Below are 21,151 nucleotides of genomic sequence, written 5' to 3' on the forward strand. Positions count from 1 at the left end.
TCCCATGACGTGCCCGTACTCTCTCGGCTGACGGTCCTGTTGGCAGTACGTCCCGTGGTGGGCGCCCGAAGACATGACCGGGGGGTGACGGCTCAGACCGCCGTACAGCTGCCGTCCGCGACGAGTTCGGTGCCGGTCACGAAGCGAGCCTCTTCGGAGGCGAGATGGAGCACGTCGTACGCGATGTCCTGCGGGGATCCGCGGTGTCCCCACGGCGTGGAGTCCAGCATCCGTCGGGCGCAGGCGGCGACCTCCGGGACGGGGCGGCGGAGAGCGGCCTGCTGAGCTCCGGTGATCGTCACTCCTTGCGCACGTTCGGAGGCGGTGCGTGCGAAAACTCGTGAGTGTATTACCGCGGGAACGCGCGCGTAGACGGTTGGGTGAATGTGTCGAAGCACTGTTTCGATCTGACTAAGCTCACGCGCAGTGAAGTCGAGTTGATATGAATTCGAGCGCTTGTTCCGTCATGCCCTACACGTGCTTATGCATCCCGAATCAACCGCCAGAGGTCTTAGATGGCTCGTGTTGAATCACCGCCGATCCACCGAGAAATCCCCCTTGCCCGAGCCGCGTTGCTCCCCGTGCTCCTGGCGGCCGGCGCGACCGCCGCAGCCGCGGCGCTGGTTTCCGGGGCAGCCCGGATACCAGTCGTCTGGTGCGGTGCGGTCGCCACCGTCGTGATCGCCTCGCTCGTCGTCGCGCTGGCGCGTCGCGCCCGCGCGATGCGCAGGCAGCGCGCGGAGTACGAGCACCGCCTCGCCGTCCTGGAACGCCGCCTCGCCACCCAGGACGAAGAGACCGTCCGGATCAACAAGGAGCTCCTGCCGGCCGCGATCCACCGGCTCCGCGTGGGCAACTCGCCCGACGAGGTGCTGCGCGACATCATCGACGCCGATGAGGTCTACCGCGACCTTCCCGACGCCCAACGCGCCCTCGTCCGCACGGTGCTGAACATCATCGACAACGAAGAGGCGATGCGGGACTCCGCGCAGCGCGCCTTCGTCAACGTCGCCCGGCGCGTCCAGGCGATCGTCCACCGGCAGGCCAGCGAGCTGCGGGAGATGGAGGAGCACCACGGGCGCAACCCCGATGTTTTCGACGACCTGCTCCGCATCGACCACGGCACCGCGCTGATCGGCCGGCTCGCCGACTCCATCGCGGTACTCGGGGGCGCCCGCCCCAGCCGTCAATGGCCCAAGCCCGTACCGCTGTTCAGCGTATTGCGCGGTGCCATGTCCCGGATCCTCGAATATCCGCGTGTCGACCTGCACTCGATTGCCAAGGTCGCCATCGTCGGCACCGCCGTCGAACCGCTCATCCACGCGTGCGCCGAGCTCCTTGACAACGCCACCCGCTACTCGCCGCCGCAGACCCGTGTGCACGTCACCGCGGTCGAGGTCCAGACCGGCATCGCCATCGAGATCGAGGACGGCGGCGTCAACCTCAGCGAGGAGGCCCGTGCGCGGGCGGAGAACATGCTCGCCCGGGCCCAGGCCGGGTCCAACATGAACGACCTCGGCGAGTCCCCCCGGCTCGGCATGGCCGTCGTCGGCCGGCTCGCCCGGATGTACGACCTCCAGGTCTCGCTGCGACAGTCCGCGTACGGCGGCGTCCGCGCCGTACTCGTCGTCCCTCGTGCCATGATCACCACCGGTCCCGCCCCCGGTATCGCCCACGGTATCGGCGCCACGTCGAGGCCCACCAGCGACATCGACCTGGCGGGCCTGAAACACGTCGTCCCGCCGCGCAGCAAGCGCCGCAAGCCTCTCGCGGTGGAATCCCGCCCGGCCACCGGACCGGTCGCCTCCGACTCCCGGCCGGTGGCCGCGTCGTCGGCCATGGTTGACGACGCCCCCGTGGTGACGGAATGGACCGCGGGCGGACTCCCGCAGCGCCGTAGCCGCGGCCGCGCGCCGCTGGGCTCGCACAATCTCCCCGTGCAGCCCGCCGCCCCGCCCTCGGGACAGCGCAACGGTCACGCCAACGGGAGCCACAGCGGCAAGGACCAGCCCCCCGGGCTCTGGCTCGAGGCCTTCACCAACGCCGTCAACGGCGTCCCGGAGGAGCCGAAGACCGGCGAAGACACCGATGACGCGTGGGACAAGGGAGACCTGAAGTGATCCAGCAGCGGGGAAATATGGACTGGATGCTCAAGGAACTGGCCGACGACGTTCCGGACATCCATCAGATCGTGGTGCTCTCCGCGGACGGCCTGCGCATCGCCCAGCACGGTGGCGACCCCGATGTCGCCGACCGCCTGGCGGCCGCCTGCGCCGGACTGCAGAGTCTGGCGGCGGCCGTCGCCTCCGAAATCCCTTACAGCGACGGCCTGATGCGGCTCGTCGTCATCGAAGTCACCGGCGGATTATTCTACTTGATGGCCGCGGGGACCGGCGCGTATCTCGCCGTCCTTGCCGGAGAGACGGTGGACGCGGGACTCGTCGGAGCACGGATGCGCGACATGGTCGCCCGGATCGGTGCCCATCTCACGAGCCCGCCGCGCCATGACAGGCAGGCCGGATGAGTTCTATGCGACGAGAACGCCGGGAGACTGATCCGGTGCTGAGCGACCCGGAGCGGCTGTACGTCATCACCGGCGATCCCGACGGTGGTGAGCGGGCGGCGCTCGACCTGGTCACCATGATCGTTGCGAAGGAGCAGCCGACGCCGACGGTCCAGCCCGAGCAGGCCGTGATCCTGCGGCTCTGCCAGGCACCGTTATCCGTCGCCGAGATCTCGGCCTACCTCAGCCTGCCGTTCAGCGTGGTGACCTCGCTCCTCACTGAACTTCTCGCGAGCGAACTGATCGAATCGCGCGCGCCCATCGTCCGCGCCACTCTCCCGGACAGGTCCCTTCTCGAAGCGGTGATGCATGGACTTCAGCAACTCTGACACGATCACCGGCCCCAGGACCGAGGACATCCTTCCGACCACGGCCACGGCCGCCGTGAAGGTGGTCATCGTCGGCGGGTTCGGGGTCGGCAAGACGACCATGGTCGGTTCCGTCAGCGAGATCCGGCCCCTCACCACCGAAGAGACCATGACCCAGGCCGGGGTCGGCGTGGACGACAACGTCGGAGTGGAGAGCAAGACCGCCACCACGGTCGCCATGGACTTCGGCCGGATCAGCATCAGCGAGGAACTGATCCTCTACCTCTTCGGCACCCCGGGCCAGGAGCGCTTCTGGTTCCTGTGGAACGGTCTCTTCGAGGGCGCCCTCGGCGCCGTCGTCCTCATCGACACCCGGCGTCTCGAGGCCAGCTTCGACGTGATCGGGCGCCTGGAAGAACGCGGTGTGCCGTTCGTCGTCGCCATCAACACCTTCCCGGACGCCCCGAAGCACCCCGCCGAGGCGTTGCGCAGCGCACTGGACCTGCCGGACGACGTGCCGATGATCGACTGCGACGCCAGACTGCGCGGCTCCAGCCGCGATGTGCTGATGACCCTGATGCGCTATCTGCACAGCCTGGCCGTCCCGCTTGCCTGAGCACCCTCCCGCTCGAACGCCGTCTGATCATTCGCACTGATCCTTGGAAGCCTGATCCCTGGAGCGATCGTGACAACCCCTTTCCCACACGAACCCGGAGCGGCCGCGGGGCCGGTTCCGCCCCCCGAATGCCCGGCGCATGGACTCGGCGTCGGACCCGGCGGGCTGCGCCGGTTCTACGGCCCCGAGGCCGAGCGGGACCCGGCAGGGCTGTACGACAAGCTGCGCGCCGAACACGGCACGGTGGCGCCGATCCTGCTGCACGGAGACGTACCCGCCTGGCTGGTGCTCGGGCACAGCGAGAACCTGCACCTGACCCGCAACCCCTCGCAGTTCTCCCGCGACTCCCGGCGCTGGCGGGCCCTCCAGGACGGCAGCGTCGCCCCCGACCACCCGCTGGCCCCGATCTTCACCTGGCAACCGGTCTGCGTCTTCGCCGACGGCGCCACCCACGAGCGCCAGCGCGGCGCGGTCACCGACAGCATGGCGCGCATCGACCATCGCGGCGTCCGCCGGCACATCAACCGCTACAGCAACCGGCTCGTCAACGAGTTCTGCCAGGACGGCCATGCCGACCTGGTCGGTCAGTTCGCCGAGTGGCTGCCGATGATGGTGATGTGCGAGATTCTCGGCATGCCCGAGGAGTGCAACGACCTGATGGTGCAGGCCGCCCGTGACATGACCCGGGGCACCGCGACCGCCGTCGCGAGCAACACGTACGTGGTCGCCGCACTGAACCGGCTCGTCCGGCGTCGCCGGACCGAACCCGCCGACGACTTCGCCACCTGGCTCGTCGAGCATCCCGCGGGCATGACCGACACCGAGGTCACCGAGCATCTGCGACTGATCCTCATCGCCGCGTACGAGGCGACCGCCAACCTCATCGCCAATGTGCTGCGGATGGTCCTCACCGACCCGCGGTTCCGGGCCAGGCTCAGCGGCGGCCACATGACGGTGCCGGAGGCGGTCGAACAGACGCTGTGGGACGAGCCGCCGTTCACCGCGGTCTTCGGCCGCTGGGCGGTCGGCGACACGGAGCTGGGCGGGCAGCGGATCAAGGCGGGCGACGCGCTGATCGTCGGCATCGCACCCGCCAATACGGACCCGGTGGTTCGGCCCGATCTGGCCGCCGACATGGAGGGCAACCGCGCGCACCTGGCGTTCAGTGGCGGACCGCACGAGTGCCCCGGGCAGGACATCGGACGGGCGATCGCGGATGCTGGCGTCGACGCCCTGCTGATGCGGCTACCCGACCTCGGACTCGCCGTCGAGGAAAGCGAATTGAATCGGATCGGGAACATCATGTCCCGGCATCTGCTGGAGTTGCCGGCCAACTTCGAGCCACGCTCGCCGAAGGACGACGAGCTGCCGTCGACGGGGCGGCGCAGACTACCGCGTGACGACTCGGAGGCACAGTCGCCGGTCCCGCACACCACGCCCGCGCCCGTTCCTGCGGGGGTGGCTGCGCAGACCGGGCAGAGCCACGCCGGCGGCGAGCGGACCGATGCGTCGCCCCATGGCGCGTCCGCCGGCCGGATCCCGCAGCAGCGCAGGCCGGCCGCACCGGCACGGGTGTGGCGTGCGGTGACACGGTGGTGGAGCGGCTACTGACCGGGCCGTTCACGGGACGACACGCGACGTTCCAGGGGTCCGGGACCCTTGGCTCCGGGCCACCGGTCTGCGCGATGCCGCCGTGGTGGCGGGCACGGCGCGGGCACAAGGTCCCCCGTACCATGCGGAAGCGTGAAGCTGACAATTCTGGGCGGCGGCGGATTCCGGGTCCCACTCGTGTACGGGGCGCTGCTCGCCGACCATGCCGAGGGCCGGGTCACCGCTGTCACCCTGTACGACACGGACTCCGACCGGCTCACCGCCATTGCCCGTGTTCTCGCCGACCAGGCCGAAGGGGTGCCGGACGCACCTGCCGTCCTTGCCACGACCGAGCTCGACGAGGCACTGCGCGGCGCCGACTTCATCTTCTCCGCCATCCGGGTCGGCGGTCTCGAAGGACGTGCCGCCGACGAAAGGGTGGCCCTCGACGAAGGCGTGCTCGGGCAGGAGACGGTCGGCGCGGGCGGCATCGCATACGGACTGCGCACCGTCCCCGTCGCCGTCGACCTCGCCCGGCGCATCGCCCGGCTCGCCCCGCACGCCTGGGTCATCAACTTCACCAACCCGGCGGGTCTGGTCACGGAGGCGATGTCCCGGCACCTCGACGACCGGGTCATCGGCATCTGCGACTCCCCGGTGGGCCTGGGCCGCCGGATCGCCCGGACCCTCGGCGTCGACCCCGAGCGGGCCCGGATCGACTATGCCGGCCTCAACCACCTGGGCTGGGTCCGCGGGCTGCACGTCGACGGCCGCGACGAACTGCCGCGCCTGCTCGCCGACCCGCACCTGCTCGGCTCGTTCGAGGAGGGAAAGCTCTTCGGCACCGACTGGCTGCGGTCACTCGGTGCGATCCCCAACGAGTACCTGCACTACTACTACTTCAACCGGGAAGCCGTCCGCGCCTACCAGGATGCGGAACAGACCCGTGGCGCCTTCCTCCGCGATCAGCAGGAGGGCTTCTACGCCCGGATGAAGGACCCGGCCGCTCCTGCCTTCCCGGCCTGGGACCGGACCCGCGCCGAGCGCGAGGCCACCTATATGTCGGAGAACAGAGAGGTCGCCGGGGTCGGCGAGCGCGACGAGAGCGATCTGGAGTCCGGTGGGTACGAGCAGGTCGCCCTCGCACTCATGCGGGCCGTCGCGCGTGACGAACGGACCTCGCTCATCCTCAATGTCCGTAACCGCACCACGCTCTCCGTGCTCGACGCCGACGCCGTCATCGAAGTGCCGTGCCTCGTCGACGCGAACGGCGCCCGCCCCGTGAGCGTCGACCCCCTGCCGTACCACGCCGTCGGACTGGTCACCGCGGTCAAGGCCGTCGAACGTGCCGTTCTGGACGCGGCCGCGAACGGCTCACGCGCGACCGCCGTGCAGGCCTTCGCACTGCACCCCCTCGTCGACTCGGTCTCGGTCGCCCGCCGGCTGGTCGACGGTTACACAAAAGTCCATCCCGGACTCGCCTACCTGAACCGGCCTTGAGGCCCGGCCCCTGCCTCCTGGTACCCGCCTTCGGGTTCGTACGTACCCGAAGGCGGGGCTGCTGTGCGTCGGCGTTGATCCTCCGAGGTGGAGCGCTCGCTGCGGGTGCTGGACGGCGCGATTGCGGTGTTCGACGCTGTCGCGGGAGTCGAGCCGCAGAGCGAGTCGGTGTGGCGGCAGGCCGATCGCCACGGGGTGCCGCGAATCGCCTTCGTCAACACGCTGGACCGGGCCGGTGCCGACCTCGACACGGCGGTCGAGTCGATCCGGGCACGGCTGCATCCGGCCCCGCTGGTGGTCCAGTTGCCGATCGGAGCGGAGGACGGGTTCAGAGGGGTGGTGAACCTGCTGCGTATGCGGTCGCTGGTCTGGGCCCGCGACACGTTCGAGGCCCGCAGCCGCACCGACGCGGACCGGTTGGTATCGGCGCTGGCGCGGCTGGTCGAGGAGGTCCCCTCGCTCGCGGTCAGGACCGACCGCGAGACGGGCCAGACGGTGACGCAACGGCCGGCTCCGCCCGAACGAGGGCGGGGCCGGCCGGATCAGCCGGCGGGTACCGCGTGCGGACCACCGGCCGCCGCCCAGGACGGCGTCACACCCATGACCTGACACACCATCAGGAAGAGTGGAATGGGCGGAGTGTACGGCGTGCGGCTGTCGGGTGCGTGGATCAGCCGCGGCCGCACGGCGGGGACGTACGCCCCTTTGGCGTACGTGACCTGCGCCGGCCAGTCCAGATCGAGGTCCGAGCCCGCCGGTACGATCCACCACCAGCGGTCGGCGTCCGCGAAGACACAGCCGGTGCGCGGCAGATGGGACATGAGCCGGAAGCCGTACCCGGCAGGCACCCCCACCGCGTCGCAGCCCAGGCTCGCCGACAGCGCAGGAGGCAGCGGCAGCTGCACGAGGCCATCCTCGGAGCCGGGCAGGCGGGACTCGCGGGAGAGACGCGATCCGAGCAGATGGGACATCGCGTTCCTCAACATGACCGCTCCGCGTGGTGCGGCAGTTCCGCCCAGACGATCCGGCCCGATCCGTCGCCCGCGTCACGGGATCCCCAGGCGCTGCTCAGCGCGTCGACGAGCAGCAGGCCGCGTCCGTGCTCGTCGTCGGCGGTGCGGCACAGCTTCGGGCCATCCGGCTGGTGCCCCTGGTCCTGCACGGCTATGCGCAGCCGTCTCTCGAGACAGCGCAGCTCGCACACGACGCGCGCGCTCGCGGTGTGCACCACCGCGTTGGTGACCAGTTCCGACACGACCAGGATTGCCGCGTCGTGCGTCTCAGCGTCCACCTGCCACTCGTCCAGCCGGGTCCGTGTCAGCCGCCGCGCACCGGCCACCGATTCCGGATGCGCAGGGAGCGCGAAGCAGTATCGGAGCGCTTCCGTCCCGGGGCTCAGGTCGATGAGCCGGGGGATGAGCGCACTGCCAGGTGCCACGACCGATTCCTCACAGTGGGGGGCTTCGTCACGCCTCGCATCCCAGGGCATGAGGGCGGGCATGACTAAGTGAACTGGTTCACTCACCAACTCTCCCCCTGTCGTGAACACTTGGCAAGGGGCACTCTGAAAAATTCAGAGTGGTTGTGTCTTTGGCGGCATACGCATGGCACACTGCTCGCAAACAGCGCATCGGGAGGTCTGAAGTGAGCGAACCGCGGTCCGCCCCGACCGTGGGTCAGGTCGTTCTCGGCAAGCGCCTGCAGGATCTGCGGGAGCGTGTCGGCCTGAGCCGTGACCAGGCTGCGAAGGTGCTCCGGGTCGCTCCCGCGACGATACGCAGGATGGAGACCGCCGAGGTCGCGCTCAAGATCCCTTATGTGCAATTGCTCCTGAAGGCCTACGGGATCGCCGACGAGGAGACCGAGTCCTTCGTCGAGCTGGCCGAGGAGGCCAACAAGCCCGGCTGGTGGCAGCGGTTCCACGACGTCCTGCCCGACTGGTTCAGCATGTACGTCAGCCTGGAGGGCGCAGCGGGCCTCCTGCGTATGTACGAACCACACTTCGTCCCCGGACTCCTGCAGACCGAGGAATACGCCCGATCGGTGATGCGTACCGGCGCCGTCGGCCAGACCCGGCCCGAGGACATCGAGCGCCATGTGGCGCTGCGGATGGAGCGACAGTCCCTGCTGACGCGGCCGGATGCCCCGAAGCTGTGGGTGGTGATGGACGAGACTGTCCTGCGTCGTCCCGTCGGCAGCGTCGACACCATGCGTGCGCAGATCGACCGGCTGCTGGACGCCACCGAGATGCCCCATGTGACATTGCAGATCGCGGAGTTCGCGAGCGGCCACCACCCGGGCACCTACGGCCCGTTCGTCCTCTTCCGCTTCGACATCCCCGAACTGCCCGACATGGTCTACAGCGAGTACCTGACCGGCGCCGTCTACTTCGACGCGCGCCCCGAGGTGGCCTCCTACCTCGAAGTCATGGACCGCATGGCGGCTCAGGCCGCAACTGCACAACGCACGAAGGAAATCCTCCGGGATTTCCGCAAGGAGCTGTGATCGATGGACCCCATATACAACGGCATGCCCGCCGGCGAACTCGGCTCCGAAGGCTGGTACAAGCCGTGGAGCGGTGGGAACGGCGGCAACTGTGTCGAGGCCATGAAGCTGGCCGACGGCAGAGTCGCTGTACGCCAGTCCGCTGACCCCGACGGCCCCGCCCTGATCTACACCCACCTCGAGATCGCCGCCTTCATTCAGGGAGCAAAGGCCGGCCAAGCGGACTTCCTCCTTACCGGAACCTGACGCATCCGGCGTCTGTCCTTGCCACGCTCAGTCTCAGTTAGCCGATCCACGGACCCCAGGAGCGCCCCATGACCGGGCACGAGCCCATTGAGATCGACACCAGCAAGCCGCATCCCGCCCGGATGTACGACTGGTTCCTCGGTGGCAAGGACAACTATCCGGTCGACGAACAGATGGCGCAGCAGCTCCTGACTCTCGACGCCCGCGGCCGTGACATGGCCCGGGTCAACCGGGCGTTCATGCACCGCGCCACACGGTGGCTCGCCGACCAGGGCATACGCCAGTTCCTCGACATCGGCACCGGCATCCCCACCGAGCCGAACCTCCACCAGATCGCCCAGCAGACGGCCCCGGACTCGCGCATCGTCTACTGCGACAACGACCCGATCGTCCTTGCGCACGCGGTGGCCCTGCTGCGCTCCACTCCCGAGGGCGCCACGCAGTACATCCAGGTCGATGCCCGCGAGCCGGAGACCATCCTCGAACAGGCGGGCAAGGTACTCGACTTCAGCAAGCCGATCGCTCTGTCCCTGCTGGCCCTGCTGCACTTCCTCGACGACGAGGACGGTGCCGCCGAGATCGTCGACCAGCTGGTTGAGAAGCTCCCCTCGGGCAGCTATCTGGTGCTCTCGCACACCACCGGGGACTTCAACCCCGAGGGTGCGGCGCAGGCGTCGGCCCTGTACAAGGCCCGCGGGATGACGCTGCGTCCGCGCTCGCGCGCCGAACTCACCGCGTTCTTCGAGGGACTCGAACTCGTGGATCCGGGCGTCTCGCTCTCCGCGGACTGGCACCCGGAGCTCGGCGAGGTCATCGATGTACCCGGCGACGAGCCGATTCCCGGCTACGCGGGCGTGGCCCGCAAGCCCTGACCCGGGCCGTCACCTGCATGCTCACTGCCTGCTGACCGACCGGGTGATGCCCGCGGCGATCGTCGTCGCGAGCAGCCACCCGGTCGCGATGAGGAAGTACGACAGCCACTGGTACCAGCCCTGCGGGTTGAACGCCCGCTCCTGCCCGCCCCCGTACGGAAATCGACTGCTGTGCCGCGCGGGAAGGCGTCCCAGACGCGGCGCTCGGCGGCGGTCAGCTCGGTGATCTCTATCGGCGGGACTCTGGCCCGCAGCCCGACGGAGTGTCAACCCCCAGTGTGCGAGCCGCGTTCAGCTGCCCAAGGCGTGCCCGGTCGTCGCGTCGACATGCCCGGGTACGTCGTCGTGCCGGTCGCCCACCGTCGACGTACCGGACGGCTCGAAGAGCAGCAGCGAGGCGCCGTCCGCCGAGAACGGCTTGTGCCAGGTGGAGCGCGGGACGACGAACACCGCGCCCCGGTCGAGCGTGACCGTGCGCTCGCCGCCGTCCTCGCGCAGGGCGATGTCCAGTGTGCCGTCGAGGACGAGGAAGAACTCGTCGGTGTCGTCATGGACGTGCCAGACATGCTCGCCCCGGACCTTCGCGACCCGTACGTCGTAGTCGTTGACGCGGGTCACGATCCGCGGGCTCCACAGGGTCTCGAACGTCGTGAGGGCCTTGCTCAGCAGGATGGGGTCCGGGCCGGCCTTCGTCGTGTCATCGCTCATGATCCCCATCCTCGACGCTGGGCCCCACGAAGGGGAGTGCTATGAACGGAATAGGGCACAAGAATCCTCGCACCCGATCGTGGTGATCGTTTCGGCCGGATCCAACCCCCTTGGGATGGGCGTGGCCACCGAACTCTCGGGCCTGCGCCACGCCGAGCTGCCCGTGCCTTGGTACGACTTCGCGTCCTGCGCCGAGACCCCGACCGTGCGGATGTGCCACGGTTTCTTCCAGTTCGGCGAGGTTGCCGGATTCGCGGTCGCCCGCCCGGCGGACTCGGTACGGCGACGAACCTGCGCGCCCAGCTGCGCCGCCGTACCGGGGTCACCCCCACCGAGTACCGGCGCAGGTTCACCCTGAAGCACTGACCCGCCCGCAACAGGTCACAATGGACGCATGTCCCGACGCAGCACACGCCCCCGGCAGCCCAACGCCGCGAGCACCCGGAACGCCCCGGTGACCGCGATCACTCCGGCTTCGCCGTGCCCGTGCGGCCTGCCCGCCACGTACGCCGACTGCTGCGGACGACTGCACGCCGGCACCGCCGCCGCGCCGACCTGCGAGGCGCTGATGCGTTCGCGGTATGCCGCCTTCGTCGTCCAGGATGCGGCGTATCTCCTCCGCACCTGGCACCCGGACACCCGGCCGCCCGTGGTCGACTTCGATCCCGGAATGCGCTGGGTGCGCCTGGAGATCCTGGAGACGACGGACGGCAGCGCGTTCCACACCACGGGCACCGTCACTTTTCGCGCCCACTACAGGGACCACGGCCGACCGGACTCGCTCCATGAGAAGAGCCGGTTCGTCCGGCACGAGGGCGCCTGGGTCTACACGACGGCGGTCTTCATCGACTGATCGCTGCTCGCGCCCGGCTCAACGGACGCCCGCGTGCGGTGGAGCGCCGGATTCTCCGCCTCGTCCACCGGCGCCATCGCGAGATCCGCGTACGGCAGATGTGCCGACGGAGCCCCGGGCACGCCGTTACCGTCGATCCGGTAGTGCCCCGTCCTGCCCTCGTCGGAGCCCAGCAGTGCGGGGTGGTGTCGGCATCAGCCAGTGAGGCGGCGCGCCGCACAAGGAGGCTGCCGTGAGCGGCTGGTCGTGGTGCCGTCTGCGGGCGGGGGCGTTGTGGCTGACCGGTGACGATCGCCACCGGTTCGCCGTTCTGCTGCAGCAGGCGCGGACGAGTTCGACCAGTGGGCGGCCCCGCGGCCGGTGGGTGTCTCGGCTCGCGGATGGGCTCCGTACGGCTACGCGCTCGGTGCGGGGCCGGTGCCCCGTACGTGGCGAACAAGATCGTCCGTCGCGGCCGGTGCCGTCGCCTCCGCGGCAACGGCCGGCGGCAACTTCCTGCCGATCCCCACGGGTGACCACGGCCTCCTCCTCGACGCCCTCGCGGCCGTGTTCGTCTTCGTCAACCTCGGTTCGGTGTGCAGCCACTGCCTCTGCAACGGGGCGCTCGGCTGGTCGCACCTGCCCCGTACCAAGATGCGGATCACGACCCTCGTCCCGGGCATCAACGCCGGTGCCGCCGCCCTCGCCGGCGTCTCCTGTCTCGTCAGCACTTACGTGACAGCCGGCACCCCGCCATGGATGTGCGCGTCGTCGACGCGCACCACGGGCCGGCCGTCGGTGGCCGCGCAGACGCACGGGTGGTTCGCGACCGGTCGGTCGACCAGCTCCTGGCCGTCGAGGAAGAGACGCGTCGAGGTGGTGCCGGTGATCGGGGACAGCACGGCACCGGTCGTCCTCGCCGTAGAGCGTCACCGTGGCTGTCTCGCCCGACTCCGGTGCCGGCGAACGCCGACCGTTCAGAGAAGTTGCTTGAAGTTTCACGTAACAGGTACGCTTGAGCAACGCTTGAAAGTTCAACGTCTGCTCCCTCTGGAAGGGCACGTGCAAAAAATGACCTCCATCCTGCGCACCACCCGCTCCTTCTCCGGCGCCCGCACGGAAGGCCCCTCTCTGTACGCCTACGATGCCGGGTTGCTGATCCTGCGCCTGGTTCTCGGCCTGACGGTGGCGGCCCACGGCGCGCAGAAACTCTTCGGCTGGTTCGGTGGCGGCGGGCTTGAAGGCGTTGGTCAGTTCTTCACCATGAGTGGCTATCCTTCCGGCGAAACCATGGCGCTGATTGCCGGACTCAGTGAAGTCCTCGGCGGACTCGGCCTTGTGCTCGGGCTGCTCACTCCGCTCGCAGGCGCGGCCGTGCTCGGCACAATGATCAACGCGCTCGCAGTCAAGTGGGGCGGCGGCTTCTTCGCCCCGACGGGTGTCGAGTATGAACTCCTGCTGTCCGCAGGTGCGGCCGGGCTGGCCCTCACCGGGCCGGGCAGGTTCGCCGTCGACCGCTTTCTCCCCGGGCTGCGGGCCCATCGGCTTGTATACGGCGTCGCGGCCTTGGTGCTTGCCGCCGTGATCGCTGCTCTCGTGCTGCTCATCCGTAACTGACCCCAGTTGTCCGCTGCGGACTTCGCCATCTCACTCACCGCCGACAACAACCGGCCTCGGCGGACCGGCCGGGCACTGCTCGGCCCCACCGTCTGAAGGGACACCAGTCGTGAGCACTACTCCTGCGATACCGACCCGCGGCACTGACACGGGAGGCGCGTCGTGAGCCGTTTCGACACGCCTGTCGTGGTGACCCGAGGAGACGCGGAGGGACCGCTGGTCGTTCTGTTGCACGGCCGCGGCTCGCGTGAGACCGAGATCATCGGGCTGGCGGACGCTCTGCCCCGTGGCCTTTCCTACGCGGCGGTTCGCGCCCCTATCGCTGAACACGGCGGCTTCGCCTGGTTCGCCAACCGTGGCATCGGCCGACCCGTCGCGGAGTCACTGCGTGCCACCATGGACTGGTTCCGACTGTGGCTCGACGGCGTCGCCCCGCCGGGCCGGCCGGTTGTTCTCGTCGGCTTCAGCGGCGGAGCCGCCTTCGCGGGAGGTCTTTTGCTGGACGATCCCGCGCGGTTCGCCGGCGCGGCGATCCTGTACGGAACGCTGCCGTTCGAGGCAGGGGTGCCCACCGATGCCGCGCGGCTTGCCGGAGTGCCTGTCTTCGTCGCACAAGGCGATCACGATCAGGTCATACCCCGCGAACTGCTCGACCGGACATGGCGTTACCTGACCGTCGAGTCAGGGGCACCTGCGATCTCCCGGCGTGACCAGGTTGGCCACGCAATCGCCCGTGACGCGCTGGCGGCCCTAGCAGGCTGGCTGGTCGAGCGGGCAGCCTTCCCCGCCCCGCCGGGAGGGCCGGTGACTGCGCCGGCTCATCGGGAAAGGTTGCCCGGAGACCTTCCGGACCGGGCCGGTTCCCGTCCCGACGTCAGTACGACGACTCCCCAGCAGCAACGTACCGACAACGCACCTACCGAGGTGCGGGAAAGCTGTTCGCCCGGCTGAGCGCGCCATCCGGCGTACGCAGCCGTCAGTCGGACGAAGACGCTGAGGCAGCCCAGGGACAGGCCGGTCTCGGCTCAGTCGCCGCGTGTGCCGTGATCCAGAGCTGTTCCTCGACCCACTCCGTCCGGGCGCCGGAGAGGGTCCGGGCCCCCTGTGGGGCCGGCCGGCCGGGTCAGCGCAGCAGCGCCCGAACCGACGTCTTCATGCGGGCCACGAAGGCCTCCCGTACCTCGTCCGCCACCCGGTCCAGCGAAAGATACGGATTGAGGTCCTCCAGCTCGACGAGCAGCAGCTCACCGTCCGCCGTCCGGCACGCGTCGACGCGCTGGATGCCGTGTGCGAGGTCGTTCCATTCCACGAACCGGCGGGCGAAGTCCAGATCTGCCGCCGTCGGCTCGTACGGCTCCAGCACCCAGCGCTGCTCGGGGTGCGGTGCGTAGAGCGCGTACTGGAAGTCGCGGTCGATGAAGAAGAAGGACACCTCGTAGCGGAAGTCGATCCGCGGCTGGACGAGCACGGTGCCGTCCGGCTCGGCGCCCACCTCGGCCGCGAGCTCGTCCGGCGTGACGAAGCGCAGCCCGACCGAGTCCGCGCCCAGCTTCGGCTTGATCACATACTCAGCCGCCCTGGGCAGCAGCCCCAGATCGCCCGCCCGGTCCACGGTCGCGATCACCGGGTACTTCGCGGCGCTCAGATCGACCAGATACTGCTTGCCCGCCATGTCACCGCGCCCGGTCAGCGGGTTGTACACCGGCACCTTCCGCTCGCGGGCGCGGGCGCAGAACGCGTCGTACGCCTCCTGGTAGTGCAGCACCGGACCGCTGTTGCGGACAACGACGGCGTCGAAGCCGTCGAGCAGCGCGGCCGCGTCGCGCGGATGACAGAGCGCGACATCGAATTCCTCGCGCAGCCGCGAGGTGAGAAAGATGTCCTCGTCGCAGTAGCGGCGGCCGCGCGCCTGGTACGCGAGGTCGGTGACGAAGAGGACGGACGGGCGCGGACCGGCAGGCATGAGGTTCTCCCAGCGGGTGTGAGGGCGGACAGCGGATCAATGACTTTGATGGCGTTGCCCGTTCACGACGTCGGAGCACCGTCAGTGCCCGGGGCTCGCAGTCGCTTCCGGTCCGGTTCACCCCGGCCTCCGGCCGGCCGGAGCGACCGTCAGCCGATGCGCGAACAGACGTCGTCCGTGGACCCGTGGAACATGTTCAGCGTCCTGTACCCGGTGGAGCTGATGGCGAGGGTGTAGATGCCGTCGATGCGGTATTCGCCGCGTGGCAGATTGCCGTTGTTCTCGCCCACTCCGACGAGCACCGGCCCGACCACGTGCCAGAGCTGCGAGCGGTCGGTGTGGAAGTCGATGATCGCGCTGCCACCGGCATCGGCGTCGTAGGAGGCGCCGGTGTCGGTGTTGGTGACCCGGATGACCAGATCGCCCTTGAACGCGATCTTCGAGGCGGATCCGTCCGGATGGCGGTCCAGCATCTTCTGCACGACCTCGTCGACGACCGGTTCGGTGTGGACGGGGAAGTCGCAGCGGGCTCCGGCCGGGTAGTCGAACGGCCGGGTGGGGGCGGCAGGCTCCCAGCCGCCCTCCCCGGGTGCTGCGGTCTCGGCGGAGGCGGGCGCGGCACTCAGCAGTGCCGAGGCGATTGCCGCGACAACTGCCAGCGAGGAAAGGGCGGTTGATCGCATGAAATCTCCCTGCGGGGGCACACTCATGTGATGGTGCGGCCGACGCCGCCCCCCGTGCGCCGGTCACACGTGATCGTATGGTTTCGCGTCTCGCCCGGCTACCCCTCACGGCATCTCGACCGGCGCTGATGAGCGGCCGGGGCGCTCGCCGAGCCCCTCACGCTGCTCCGTCCCCTCCCGCCCGGCGTTCGCGGGCCCCGTCGTAACGCGCCCTGGTGGCTGTCGCGGAGACATCGGAGCCGGTCTGCGGCTCGGAGACGCAACAGCAGCAACCTTCTGGTCGGATGCGGGTGAGTCACCAGGCGCTGCCGGGGCGCACCGCCAGCCGGGGATGGTGGGCGGCCAGGACCTTGTTGGCCTGCGCCAGTTCGGACAGGGCCTGCTCGCGGTCTGCCTGGTCCTCGACGCAGAGCCGCGGGCCTCGGAACCTGCGGACCTCGCGGGCGGCGCACTCGGCGTCGAACTCCGCCTGCACGATGTGCGGCGGGATGCAGGACCCGATCAGTTCGACGACCCGGTCCGGGATCGGCACGGGAACGAGGAGGTGCGAGGCGGTCATCGGGGTTTCCCTCTCGGATGGTTGACCAGGAGGTGGTGCTCCACGGCCGCCGGGTGGGCGGTCGACTCCTCCTATGTAACGGGAAGCAGTTCCGGGTTTCTCAAGGAGAACGTCTCCGTCTGGCAACCGTTTGAGAGTGACCGGGTATTTCCCCTTACCCATAAGTAAGTTGACTCTGCGTGAGGTACGTGCTCGGTCGGAATCCGCGCTGCGCCGATCAGGGCTGCGCGCCGTCGCTGTGGGCGCACAGCTGCATCGCACGCGGCACTGCCCCGGTCGAGAACCGCGACTCGGAGTCGACGAGTTGCTCGCCGAAGCTGGTCTCCGGATTGCGCATCCGGTAACGGACGGACTGCGGTCGTATGTCGAGCAACTCGCCCATCTGGGCAGCGGCATCACGGGTTTCGAGCCGGATCCGCCACGTCTCGATCGGGCGCTCGCGCCGGTTGGTGCTGATCTCCGCGACGGGCGCGATGTCGCACCGGGCGAGCTGGTCGAGGAGGACCGGATCGGAGAGGGGCCACCGAGCAATGAGGTGGTCCTCGCAGAGGACGACGGACGCGTCGTCGATGACGCCCATACTGCCGCCGCCGAAGCCGCCGTTGCTGAGGAAGCTTGAAGCTTCCGGGCGCCGAATCCACCTTTTTGGATTTCTGATTTCAGCCGGTGACTGCGAAAGTGAAGTTCGAGAACGGGCTGATCGCCGTCTCCACGGGAGATATTGGTTCCGGCGCCGAGAGGGCAACGTATTCCGCGGCCTCCTTCAGGAAATCTCTACACCTCTGTGATGCGGAGATCAACGGCACTCCTTTGGGTGTGGGGGGGGCGACTGCAGGACGGCCGGGTCTTTCAGGACGCTTCTCCATGGGGGAGTGAAATGTGTCAATATCTTTCGCGGCGGACCACTGGAGGGAGAGATCGAGATCCCTCCGTTCTCCGGCTGTGGAACGAGTGGCGAAGACCTGGACCCGCTGTTCACCGCTTCCCTCTCCGGCCCTGGGAACGCGATCACCAGGAACCCGGACACCACCTGTATTCCGAGGAAACCCTCTACGCGCTGATCCACCAGGGATTACGGGACAGCCCTTCGGTGCCGACAGGGCCGGACCCGGTTTTGAGTAATCCGCCTACGCCGGAGGAGCCGCATCGGCAGCGGTGGCCCCATCCCCGTTCGAGGTTCCTGCACCGTCAGTCAGAAGTCCGGCCCCCGGGCACGAAGAGAACTAAGGTGGTATACGGGTCATGTAGGAACGCCCCGGAGGGGCCATGCGCCGACACCGCACCACTCACGCCGACAGTGCCCAGGATGCCCTGCTCACCCTCGGGCGTCTTGTCGACCAGGCGCTGGAGCGGCTCAGGATCCAGCAGGCGCGTGCGGAACTGGCCGAGGCGTTGCAGCGCCATCTGCTCCCGCCCCAGCTTCCGCAGCTGCCCCACCTGGCCATCGCGGCCCGTTACACCCCTTCGAATGACGGTCTCGATGTCGGGGGCGACTGGTACGACGCCTTTCCGATGACGAACGGGGCGGTCGGGATCGCCATCGGTGACGTGCAGGGTCACGACGTGGAAGCCATTGCCTTCATGGGTCAGGCTCGCACCTGCCTGAGGGCCCTCGCCTGCGCCACGAGCGATCCGGGCGAGGTACTGAGCCGCGCCAATGATCTGCTCATTTCCATGGGCTGCGGCCTTTTCGCGACCTGCTGCTTTCTGACCTTCGACCCGCTCGACGGCGCGCTCGCGATCTCCCGCGCCGGCCACATCCCGATGGTCTGGGCCACGTCAGCCGGTCACTCCTGCATCATCCTCGACCGTGGCGGTCCGCCCCTCGGCATACTCCCCGGGGAGATCTATCCGGTGACGCGACGATGGCTGACGGAGCCGGGATCGTTGGTCATGGTCACCGATGGGGTGGTGGAAGGACCGACCTGCCCGATCGAGAAAGGGCTGGAGGAGGTGGTACGGCTGGTCTGCAATGGTTACGACGGCGACCCCGACGACCTGGCTCGTGAAGTGGTGAAGGTGGCCGATCTGACGGGCCACTGCGACGATGCCGCAGTCCTCGTCGTCCGATACGCCGGCCTGCCCGGCGCGGGGTAGCCATGGCCCGCGCTGCCTGCTCCGCGCTGCAACGACCGAGGTGGCTCCCGACCCGTCCTGGCCGGTAGAGCCCTTCCAGGTGGTGTCCGATGACTGCCGTGGTGACCAATCCGGAGCTTCGGCGCAGGGGCGCCTCGACTCTCCTGGTCCTCGCTGTCGCAGCCGCCTACTACGGGGCTGCCCGGCTGGGTCTCCTCGAACAACTGGTGCGCGGACAGGTCACGCCACTCTGGCCCGCTACCGGCATTGCCCTGGCCGGACTGCTCGTCTTCGGGCTCCGCGTCTGGCCGGGCATTGCGATCGGGGCCTTTCTTGCGAACGTGTCCATCGGACCGACGGGTCTGTCCGTTCTGCTCATCGTCGTGGGAAACACGCTCGCTTCGGTCTGCTCCTACTTGATGCTGCGGCGTGCGGGGTTCCACAACGATCTGGACCGGCTGCGCGACGCGCTGGCGCTGGTCTTCATCGGCGCCTTGGGCGGGACGCTCATCAGTGCGACAGTGGGCGGCAGTGCGCTGGTGCTCTCCGGCGCCGTGCCCGCAGGACATTTCTGGCCCACATGGTCGGTGTGGTGGACGGGCGACGCCATGGGCGTGCTGGTCGTCGCACCGTTTCTGCTCGTCCTTCGCGGGGCGCGGTGGCCACGCGGTGTGGCACTCCGGCGGTGGGCCGAAGCGGCGGCTCTGTTCCTCGGCACCCTTGCGGTCACGCTGCTGGTGACGGGCAGCAGCGCCTCCCTGCTCTTCCTTGTCTTCCCGTTCCTCATCTGGGCCGCGTTCCGATTCGAACGCGCAGGCGCCGCGTCGTGTGCGCTCGGAGTCTCCATGCTGGCGATTCTGGCGGCCGTTCGTGGGGCCGGTCCGTTCGCCCATAAGGAGCTCATCATCAATATGGTCACACTCCAGGCATTCAACGGCGCCACAGCGCTGACCGCGCTGCTGCTCGCGGCGGTCATCACCGAGCGGAACCGCACCCACGACGAGATCAATCGGCTCTGCGGGCGGCTCACCGACATAGTGGCGGCCATGTCGGACCACCCGGTCACCGACCAGTGGCTGACGTCCGACGACCCCGACGACGCGGACGGCCGCGGCGACGAACGTTAGGGGTGCCCGGCCGGCACCCTCTTCGTACGCGCCCCGATGGACATCAGGCCGAGCGGCTCACCGGTGATCTGCGCGGAGTCGGTGACGAGCGCGCCGCCCGGCGGCGAGACAACCGCGGCGACGCCCTTGAATCCAACGCGTTTCGGTTACGGCCTGGTGCACGACAGCGAGCGGACTCCGGGCGTCATGCGACTCCGCCTCCGGCGTTGTCGTCAGTCGACGACTCCCCCATAGCCGGACCCCGGCCGGCGACCACCCCTGCGCCACCCCGTCGGGCGCGACATCAGCGGGCTGACAGCACCTCGGCCAGGTCGTACCGCACCACTTCTTCCAACTGTGCGTAGGTACAGCTCCCGGGGGTGCGGTCGGGCCGCCACCGGCGAAACTGGGCCGTATGCCGGAACCGGTCGCCCTCCATGTGGTCGTAACCGACTTCGCACACCCGCTCCGGGCGCAGCGCCACCCACGACTGATCCTTCTTCCCGGACCAGCGGCTCGGTGTACCGGGCAGCCGGGCGGTCTCGTGCGCGGCGGCATCCGCCCACGTCGCCCACGGATGGTCGGCGAACTCCGTCCGCAACGGGTCCAGCTCGGCGACCAGCTCCTCGCGTCGCTTCATCGAGAACGCCGCGCAGACTCCGACGTGCTGCAGGACGCCTTCGGAGTCGTAGAGGCCGAGCAGCATCGAGCCGACGACCGGGCCGCTCTTGTGGAAGCGGTATCCCGCCACCACACAGTCGGCGGTCCGCTCGTGCTTGATCTTGTACATGACACGGACGTCCGGGCGGTACGGCCGATCCAGCGGCTTGGCGACGACACCGTCGAGCCCGGCACCCTCGTACCGTTCGAACCACTCCTGGGCGACGGCTGGGTCGGTGGTCGCGGGGGCGAGATGGACGGGGGCCGAGGCGCCGGACAACGCCGCTTCCAGGACGGCTCGGCGGTCCGCCTGCCGGGTGGAGAGCAGCGAGTCGTCGCCCACCGCGAGGATGTCGAAGGCGACCAGACTGGCCGGGGTCTGCTCGGCGAGCAGCCGCACCCGTGAATCGGCCGGATGGATACGTTCACTGAGCCGGTCGAAGTCCAGTTTCCCGTCGTACGCGACGACGATCTCGCCGTCGATCACACAGCGCGGCGGCAGATTCTCCCGGACCGCCGTGACCAGCTCGGGGAAGTACCGGGTGAGCGGCTTGCCGGTGCGGCTGCCGATCACCACCTCGTCGCCGTCGCGGTGCACGATCGCCCGGAAGCCGTCCCATTTGGCCTCGTACTGCATGCCCGACGGGATCCGGGACACAGACTTGGCCAGCATCGGCTTCACGGGTGGCATCACCGGCAGGTCCATGGGCCGATTCTTGCTCGGATAGCTCGATGTGGCTCCCGATA

General features: G+C 68.9%; 24 protein-coding genes and 2 pseudogenes. 15 read left to right on the plus strand and 11 right to left on the minus strand.

Annotated elements, in window-relative coordinates; translation table 11 throughout:
* Positions 1-92 precede the first annotated feature (92 nt).
* Positions 93-302, minus strand: a complete 210-nt coding sequence (locus ACIBB8_RS14160; RefSeq protein ID WP_398951796.1) for an SDR family oxidoreductase — start codon at positions 300-302, stop codon at positions 93-95.
* 213 nt (positions 303-515) lie between these two features.
* Here ACIBB8_RS14160 and ACIBB8_RS14165 point away from each other — a divergent pair, with 213 nt between their 5' ends.
* The 7 genes and pseudogenes from ACIBB8_RS14165 to ACIBB8_RS14195 all read left to right on the plus strand — a co-directional run.
* The gene (locus ACIBB8_RS14165) at positions 516-2,120 is read left to right on the plus strand and encodes a sensor histidine kinase (protein WP_398951798.1); all 1,605 of its coding nucleotides are present in this window, start codon (positions 516-518) and stop codon (positions 2,118-2,120) included.
* Entirely contained in the window at positions 2,117-2,524 is a 408-nt protein-coding gene (locus ACIBB8_RS14170; RefSeq protein WP_398951800.1) for a roadblock/LC7 domain-containing protein, read from the plus strand. Before ACIBB8_RS14165 ends, ACIBB8_RS14170 begins: the two co-directional genes overlap by 4 nt.
* A complete protein-coding gene (locus tag ACIBB8_RS14175; protein WP_398951802.1) occupies positions 2,521-2,892 on the plus strand; it encodes a DUF742 domain-containing protein in 372 nt (123 codons plus the stop codon). The genes ACIBB8_RS14170 and ACIBB8_RS14175 overlap by 4 nt, the downstream gene beginning before the upstream one ends.
* Entirely contained in the window at positions 2,873-3,487 is a 615-nt protein-coding gene (locus ACIBB8_RS14180; protein ID WP_398951805.1) for a GTP-binding protein, read from the plus strand. The genes ACIBB8_RS14175 and ACIBB8_RS14180 overlap by 20 nt, the downstream gene beginning before the upstream one ends.
* A gap of 69 nt (positions 3,488-3,556) precedes the next feature.
* Positions 3,557-5,098, plus strand: a complete 1,542-nt coding sequence (locus ACIBB8_RS14185; RefSeq protein ID WP_398951807.1) for a cytochrome P450 — start codon at positions 3,557-3,559, stop codon at positions 5,096-5,098.
* Between the two features lie 132 nt (positions 5,099-5,230).
* Positions 5,231-6,577, plus strand: coding sequence for a 6-phospho-beta-glucosidase (locus ACIBB8_RS14190; RefSeq protein WP_398951809.1), 1,347 nt, complete (start codon positions 5,231-5,233; stop codon positions 6,575-6,577).
* A gap of 78 nt (positions 6,578-6,655) precedes the next feature.
* Positions 6,656-7,075 (plus strand): annotated as a pseudogene (locus ACIBB8_RS14195) (GTP-binding protein); the annotation flags it as partial.
* A 44-nt stretch (positions 7,076-7,119) separates the two neighbouring features.
* Here ACIBB8_RS14195 and ACIBB8_RS14200 read toward each other — a convergent pair.
* Positions 7,120-7,563, minus strand: a complete 444-nt coding sequence (locus ACIBB8_RS14200; RefSeq protein ID WP_398951811.1) for a hypothetical protein — start codon at positions 7,561-7,563, stop codon at positions 7,120-7,122.
* On the minus strand, positions 7,557-8,015 hold the full coding sequence (locus ACIBB8_RS14205) for an ATP-binding protein (RefSeq protein ID WP_398951814.1): 459 nt from the start codon (positions 8,013-8,015) through the stop codon (positions 7,557-7,559). Before ACIBB8_RS14205 ends, ACIBB8_RS14200 begins: the two co-directional genes overlap by 7 nt.
* 206 nt (positions 8,016-8,221) lie before the next feature.
* Here ACIBB8_RS14205 and ACIBB8_RS14210 point away from each other — a divergent pair, with 206 nt between their 5' ends.
* From ACIBB8_RS14210 to ACIBB8_RS14220, 3 genes are all read left to right on the plus strand, one after another.
* The gene (locus ACIBB8_RS14210) at positions 8,222-9,082 is read left to right on the plus strand and encodes a helix-turn-helix domain-containing protein (protein ID WP_398951816.1); all 861 of its coding nucleotides are present in this window, start codon (positions 8,222-8,224) and stop codon (positions 9,080-9,082) included.
* Between the two features lie 3 nt (positions 9,083-9,085).
* On the plus strand, positions 9,086-9,328 hold the full coding sequence (locus ACIBB8_RS14215) for a DUF397 domain-containing protein (RefSeq protein WP_358861608.1): 243 nt from the start codon (positions 9,086-9,088) through the stop codon (positions 9,326-9,328).
* A 68-nt stretch (positions 9,329-9,396) separates the two neighbouring features.
* Positions 9,397-10,200 (plus strand): SAM-dependent methyltransferase, encoded by an 804-nt coding sequence (locus tag ACIBB8_RS14220; protein WP_398951818.1) that lies wholly within the window; start codon positions 9,397-9,399, stop codon positions 10,198-10,200.
* Between the two features lie 291 nt (positions 10,201-10,491).
* Here ACIBB8_RS14220 and ACIBB8_RS14225 read toward each other — a convergent pair whose 3' ends face one another.
* Entirely contained in the window at positions 10,492-10,908 is a 417-nt protein-coding gene (locus tag ACIBB8_RS14225; RefSeq protein WP_398951820.1) for a cupin domain-containing protein, read from the minus strand.
* Positions 10,909-11,302: 394 nt separating this feature from the next.
* Between ACIBB8_RS14225 and ACIBB8_RS14230 the strand changes: the two genes are divergently transcribed.
* Entirely contained in the window at positions 11,303-11,761 is a 459-nt protein-coding gene (locus ACIBB8_RS14230; protein WP_398951822.1) for a YchJ family protein, read from the plus strand.
* Here the strand turns inward: ACIBB8_RS14230 and ACIBB8_RS14235 are convergent.
* Positions 11,734-11,883, minus strand: a complete 150-nt coding sequence (locus ACIBB8_RS14235; RefSeq protein WP_398951824.1) for a hypothetical protein — start codon at positions 11,881-11,883, stop codon at positions 11,734-11,736. The genes ACIBB8_RS14230 and ACIBB8_RS14235 overlap by 28 nt on opposite strands.
* A 588-nt stretch (positions 11,884-12,471) precedes the next feature.
* Positions 12,472-12,642 (minus strand): hypothetical protein, encoded by a 171-nt coding sequence (locus ACIBB8_RS14240; RefSeq protein WP_398951826.1) that lies wholly within the window; start codon positions 12,640-12,642, stop codon positions 12,472-12,474.
* Between the two features lie 169 nt (positions 12,643-12,811).
* Here ACIBB8_RS14240 and ACIBB8_RS14245 point away from each other — a divergent pair, with 169 nt between their 5' ends.
* The gene (locus ACIBB8_RS14245) at positions 12,812-13,357 is read left to right on the plus strand and encodes a DoxX family protein (RefSeq protein WP_398951965.1); all 546 of its coding nucleotides are present in this window, start codon (positions 12,812-12,814) and stop codon (positions 13,355-13,357) included.
* Positions 13,358-13,519: 162 nt separating this feature from the next.
* Complete coding sequence (locus tag ACIBB8_RS14250; RefSeq protein ID WP_398951828.1) at positions 13,520-14,308, plus strand: alpha/beta hydrolase; 789 nt, start codon at positions 13,520-13,522, stop codon at positions 14,306-14,308.
* A gap of 172 nt (positions 14,309-14,480) precedes the next feature.
* On the opposite strand, the gene ACIBB8_RS14255 is transcribed toward ACIBB8_RS14250, so the two are convergent.
* The 4 genes and pseudogenes from ACIBB8_RS14255 to ACIBB8_RS14270 form a co-directional block, all read right to left on the minus strand.
* Entirely contained in the window at positions 14,481-15,320 is an 840-nt protein-coding gene (locus tag ACIBB8_RS14255) for a hypothetical protein (protein WP_398951831.1), read from the minus strand.
* Between the two features lie 149 nt (positions 15,321-15,469).
* Positions 15,470-16,003, minus strand: coding sequence for a hypothetical protein (locus tag ACIBB8_RS14260; RefSeq protein ID WP_398951833.1), 534 nt, complete (start codon positions 16,001-16,003; stop codon positions 15,470-15,472).
* A gap of 295 nt (positions 16,004-16,298) precedes the next feature.
* Complete coding sequence (locus tag ACIBB8_RS14265; protein WP_398951836.1) at positions 16,299-16,562, minus strand: hypothetical protein; 264 nt, start codon at positions 16,560-16,562, stop codon at positions 16,299-16,301.
* Positions 16,563-16,779: 217 nt separating this feature from the next.
* Positions 16,780-17,139: pseudogene (locus ACIBB8_RS14270) on the minus strand (PucR family transcriptional regulator); the annotation flags it as partial.
* 689 nt (positions 17,140-17,828) lie between these two features.
* On the opposite strand from ACIBB8_RS14270, the gene ACIBB8_RS14275 reads away from it, so the two are divergent.
* On the plus strand, positions 17,829-18,659 hold the full coding sequence (locus ACIBB8_RS14275) for a PP2C family protein-serine/threonine phosphatase (protein ID WP_398951838.1): 831 nt from the start codon (positions 17,829-17,831) through the stop codon (positions 18,657-18,659).
* Between the two features lie 89 nt (positions 18,660-18,748).
* A complete protein-coding gene (locus ACIBB8_RS14280; RefSeq protein WP_398951840.1) occupies positions 18,749-19,765 on the plus strand; it encodes an MASE1 domain-containing protein in 1,017 nt (338 codons plus the stop codon).
* Positions 19,766-20,048: 283 nt separating this feature from the next.
* Here ACIBB8_RS14280 and ACIBB8_RS14285 read toward each other — a convergent pair whose 3' ends face one another.
* On the minus strand, positions 20,049-21,110 hold the full coding sequence (locus tag ACIBB8_RS14285) for an ATP-dependent DNA ligase (protein ID WP_398951842.1): 1,062 nt from the start codon (positions 21,108-21,110) through the stop codon (positions 20,049-20,051).
* Between the last annotated feature and the right edge of the window lie 41 nt (positions 21,111-21,151).

This window comes from Streptomyces sp. NPDC051286 (genome assembly GCF_044455345.1).
Taxonomy (GTDB): domain Bacteria; phylum Actinomycetota; class Actinomycetes; order Streptomycetales; family Streptomycetaceae; genus Streptomyces.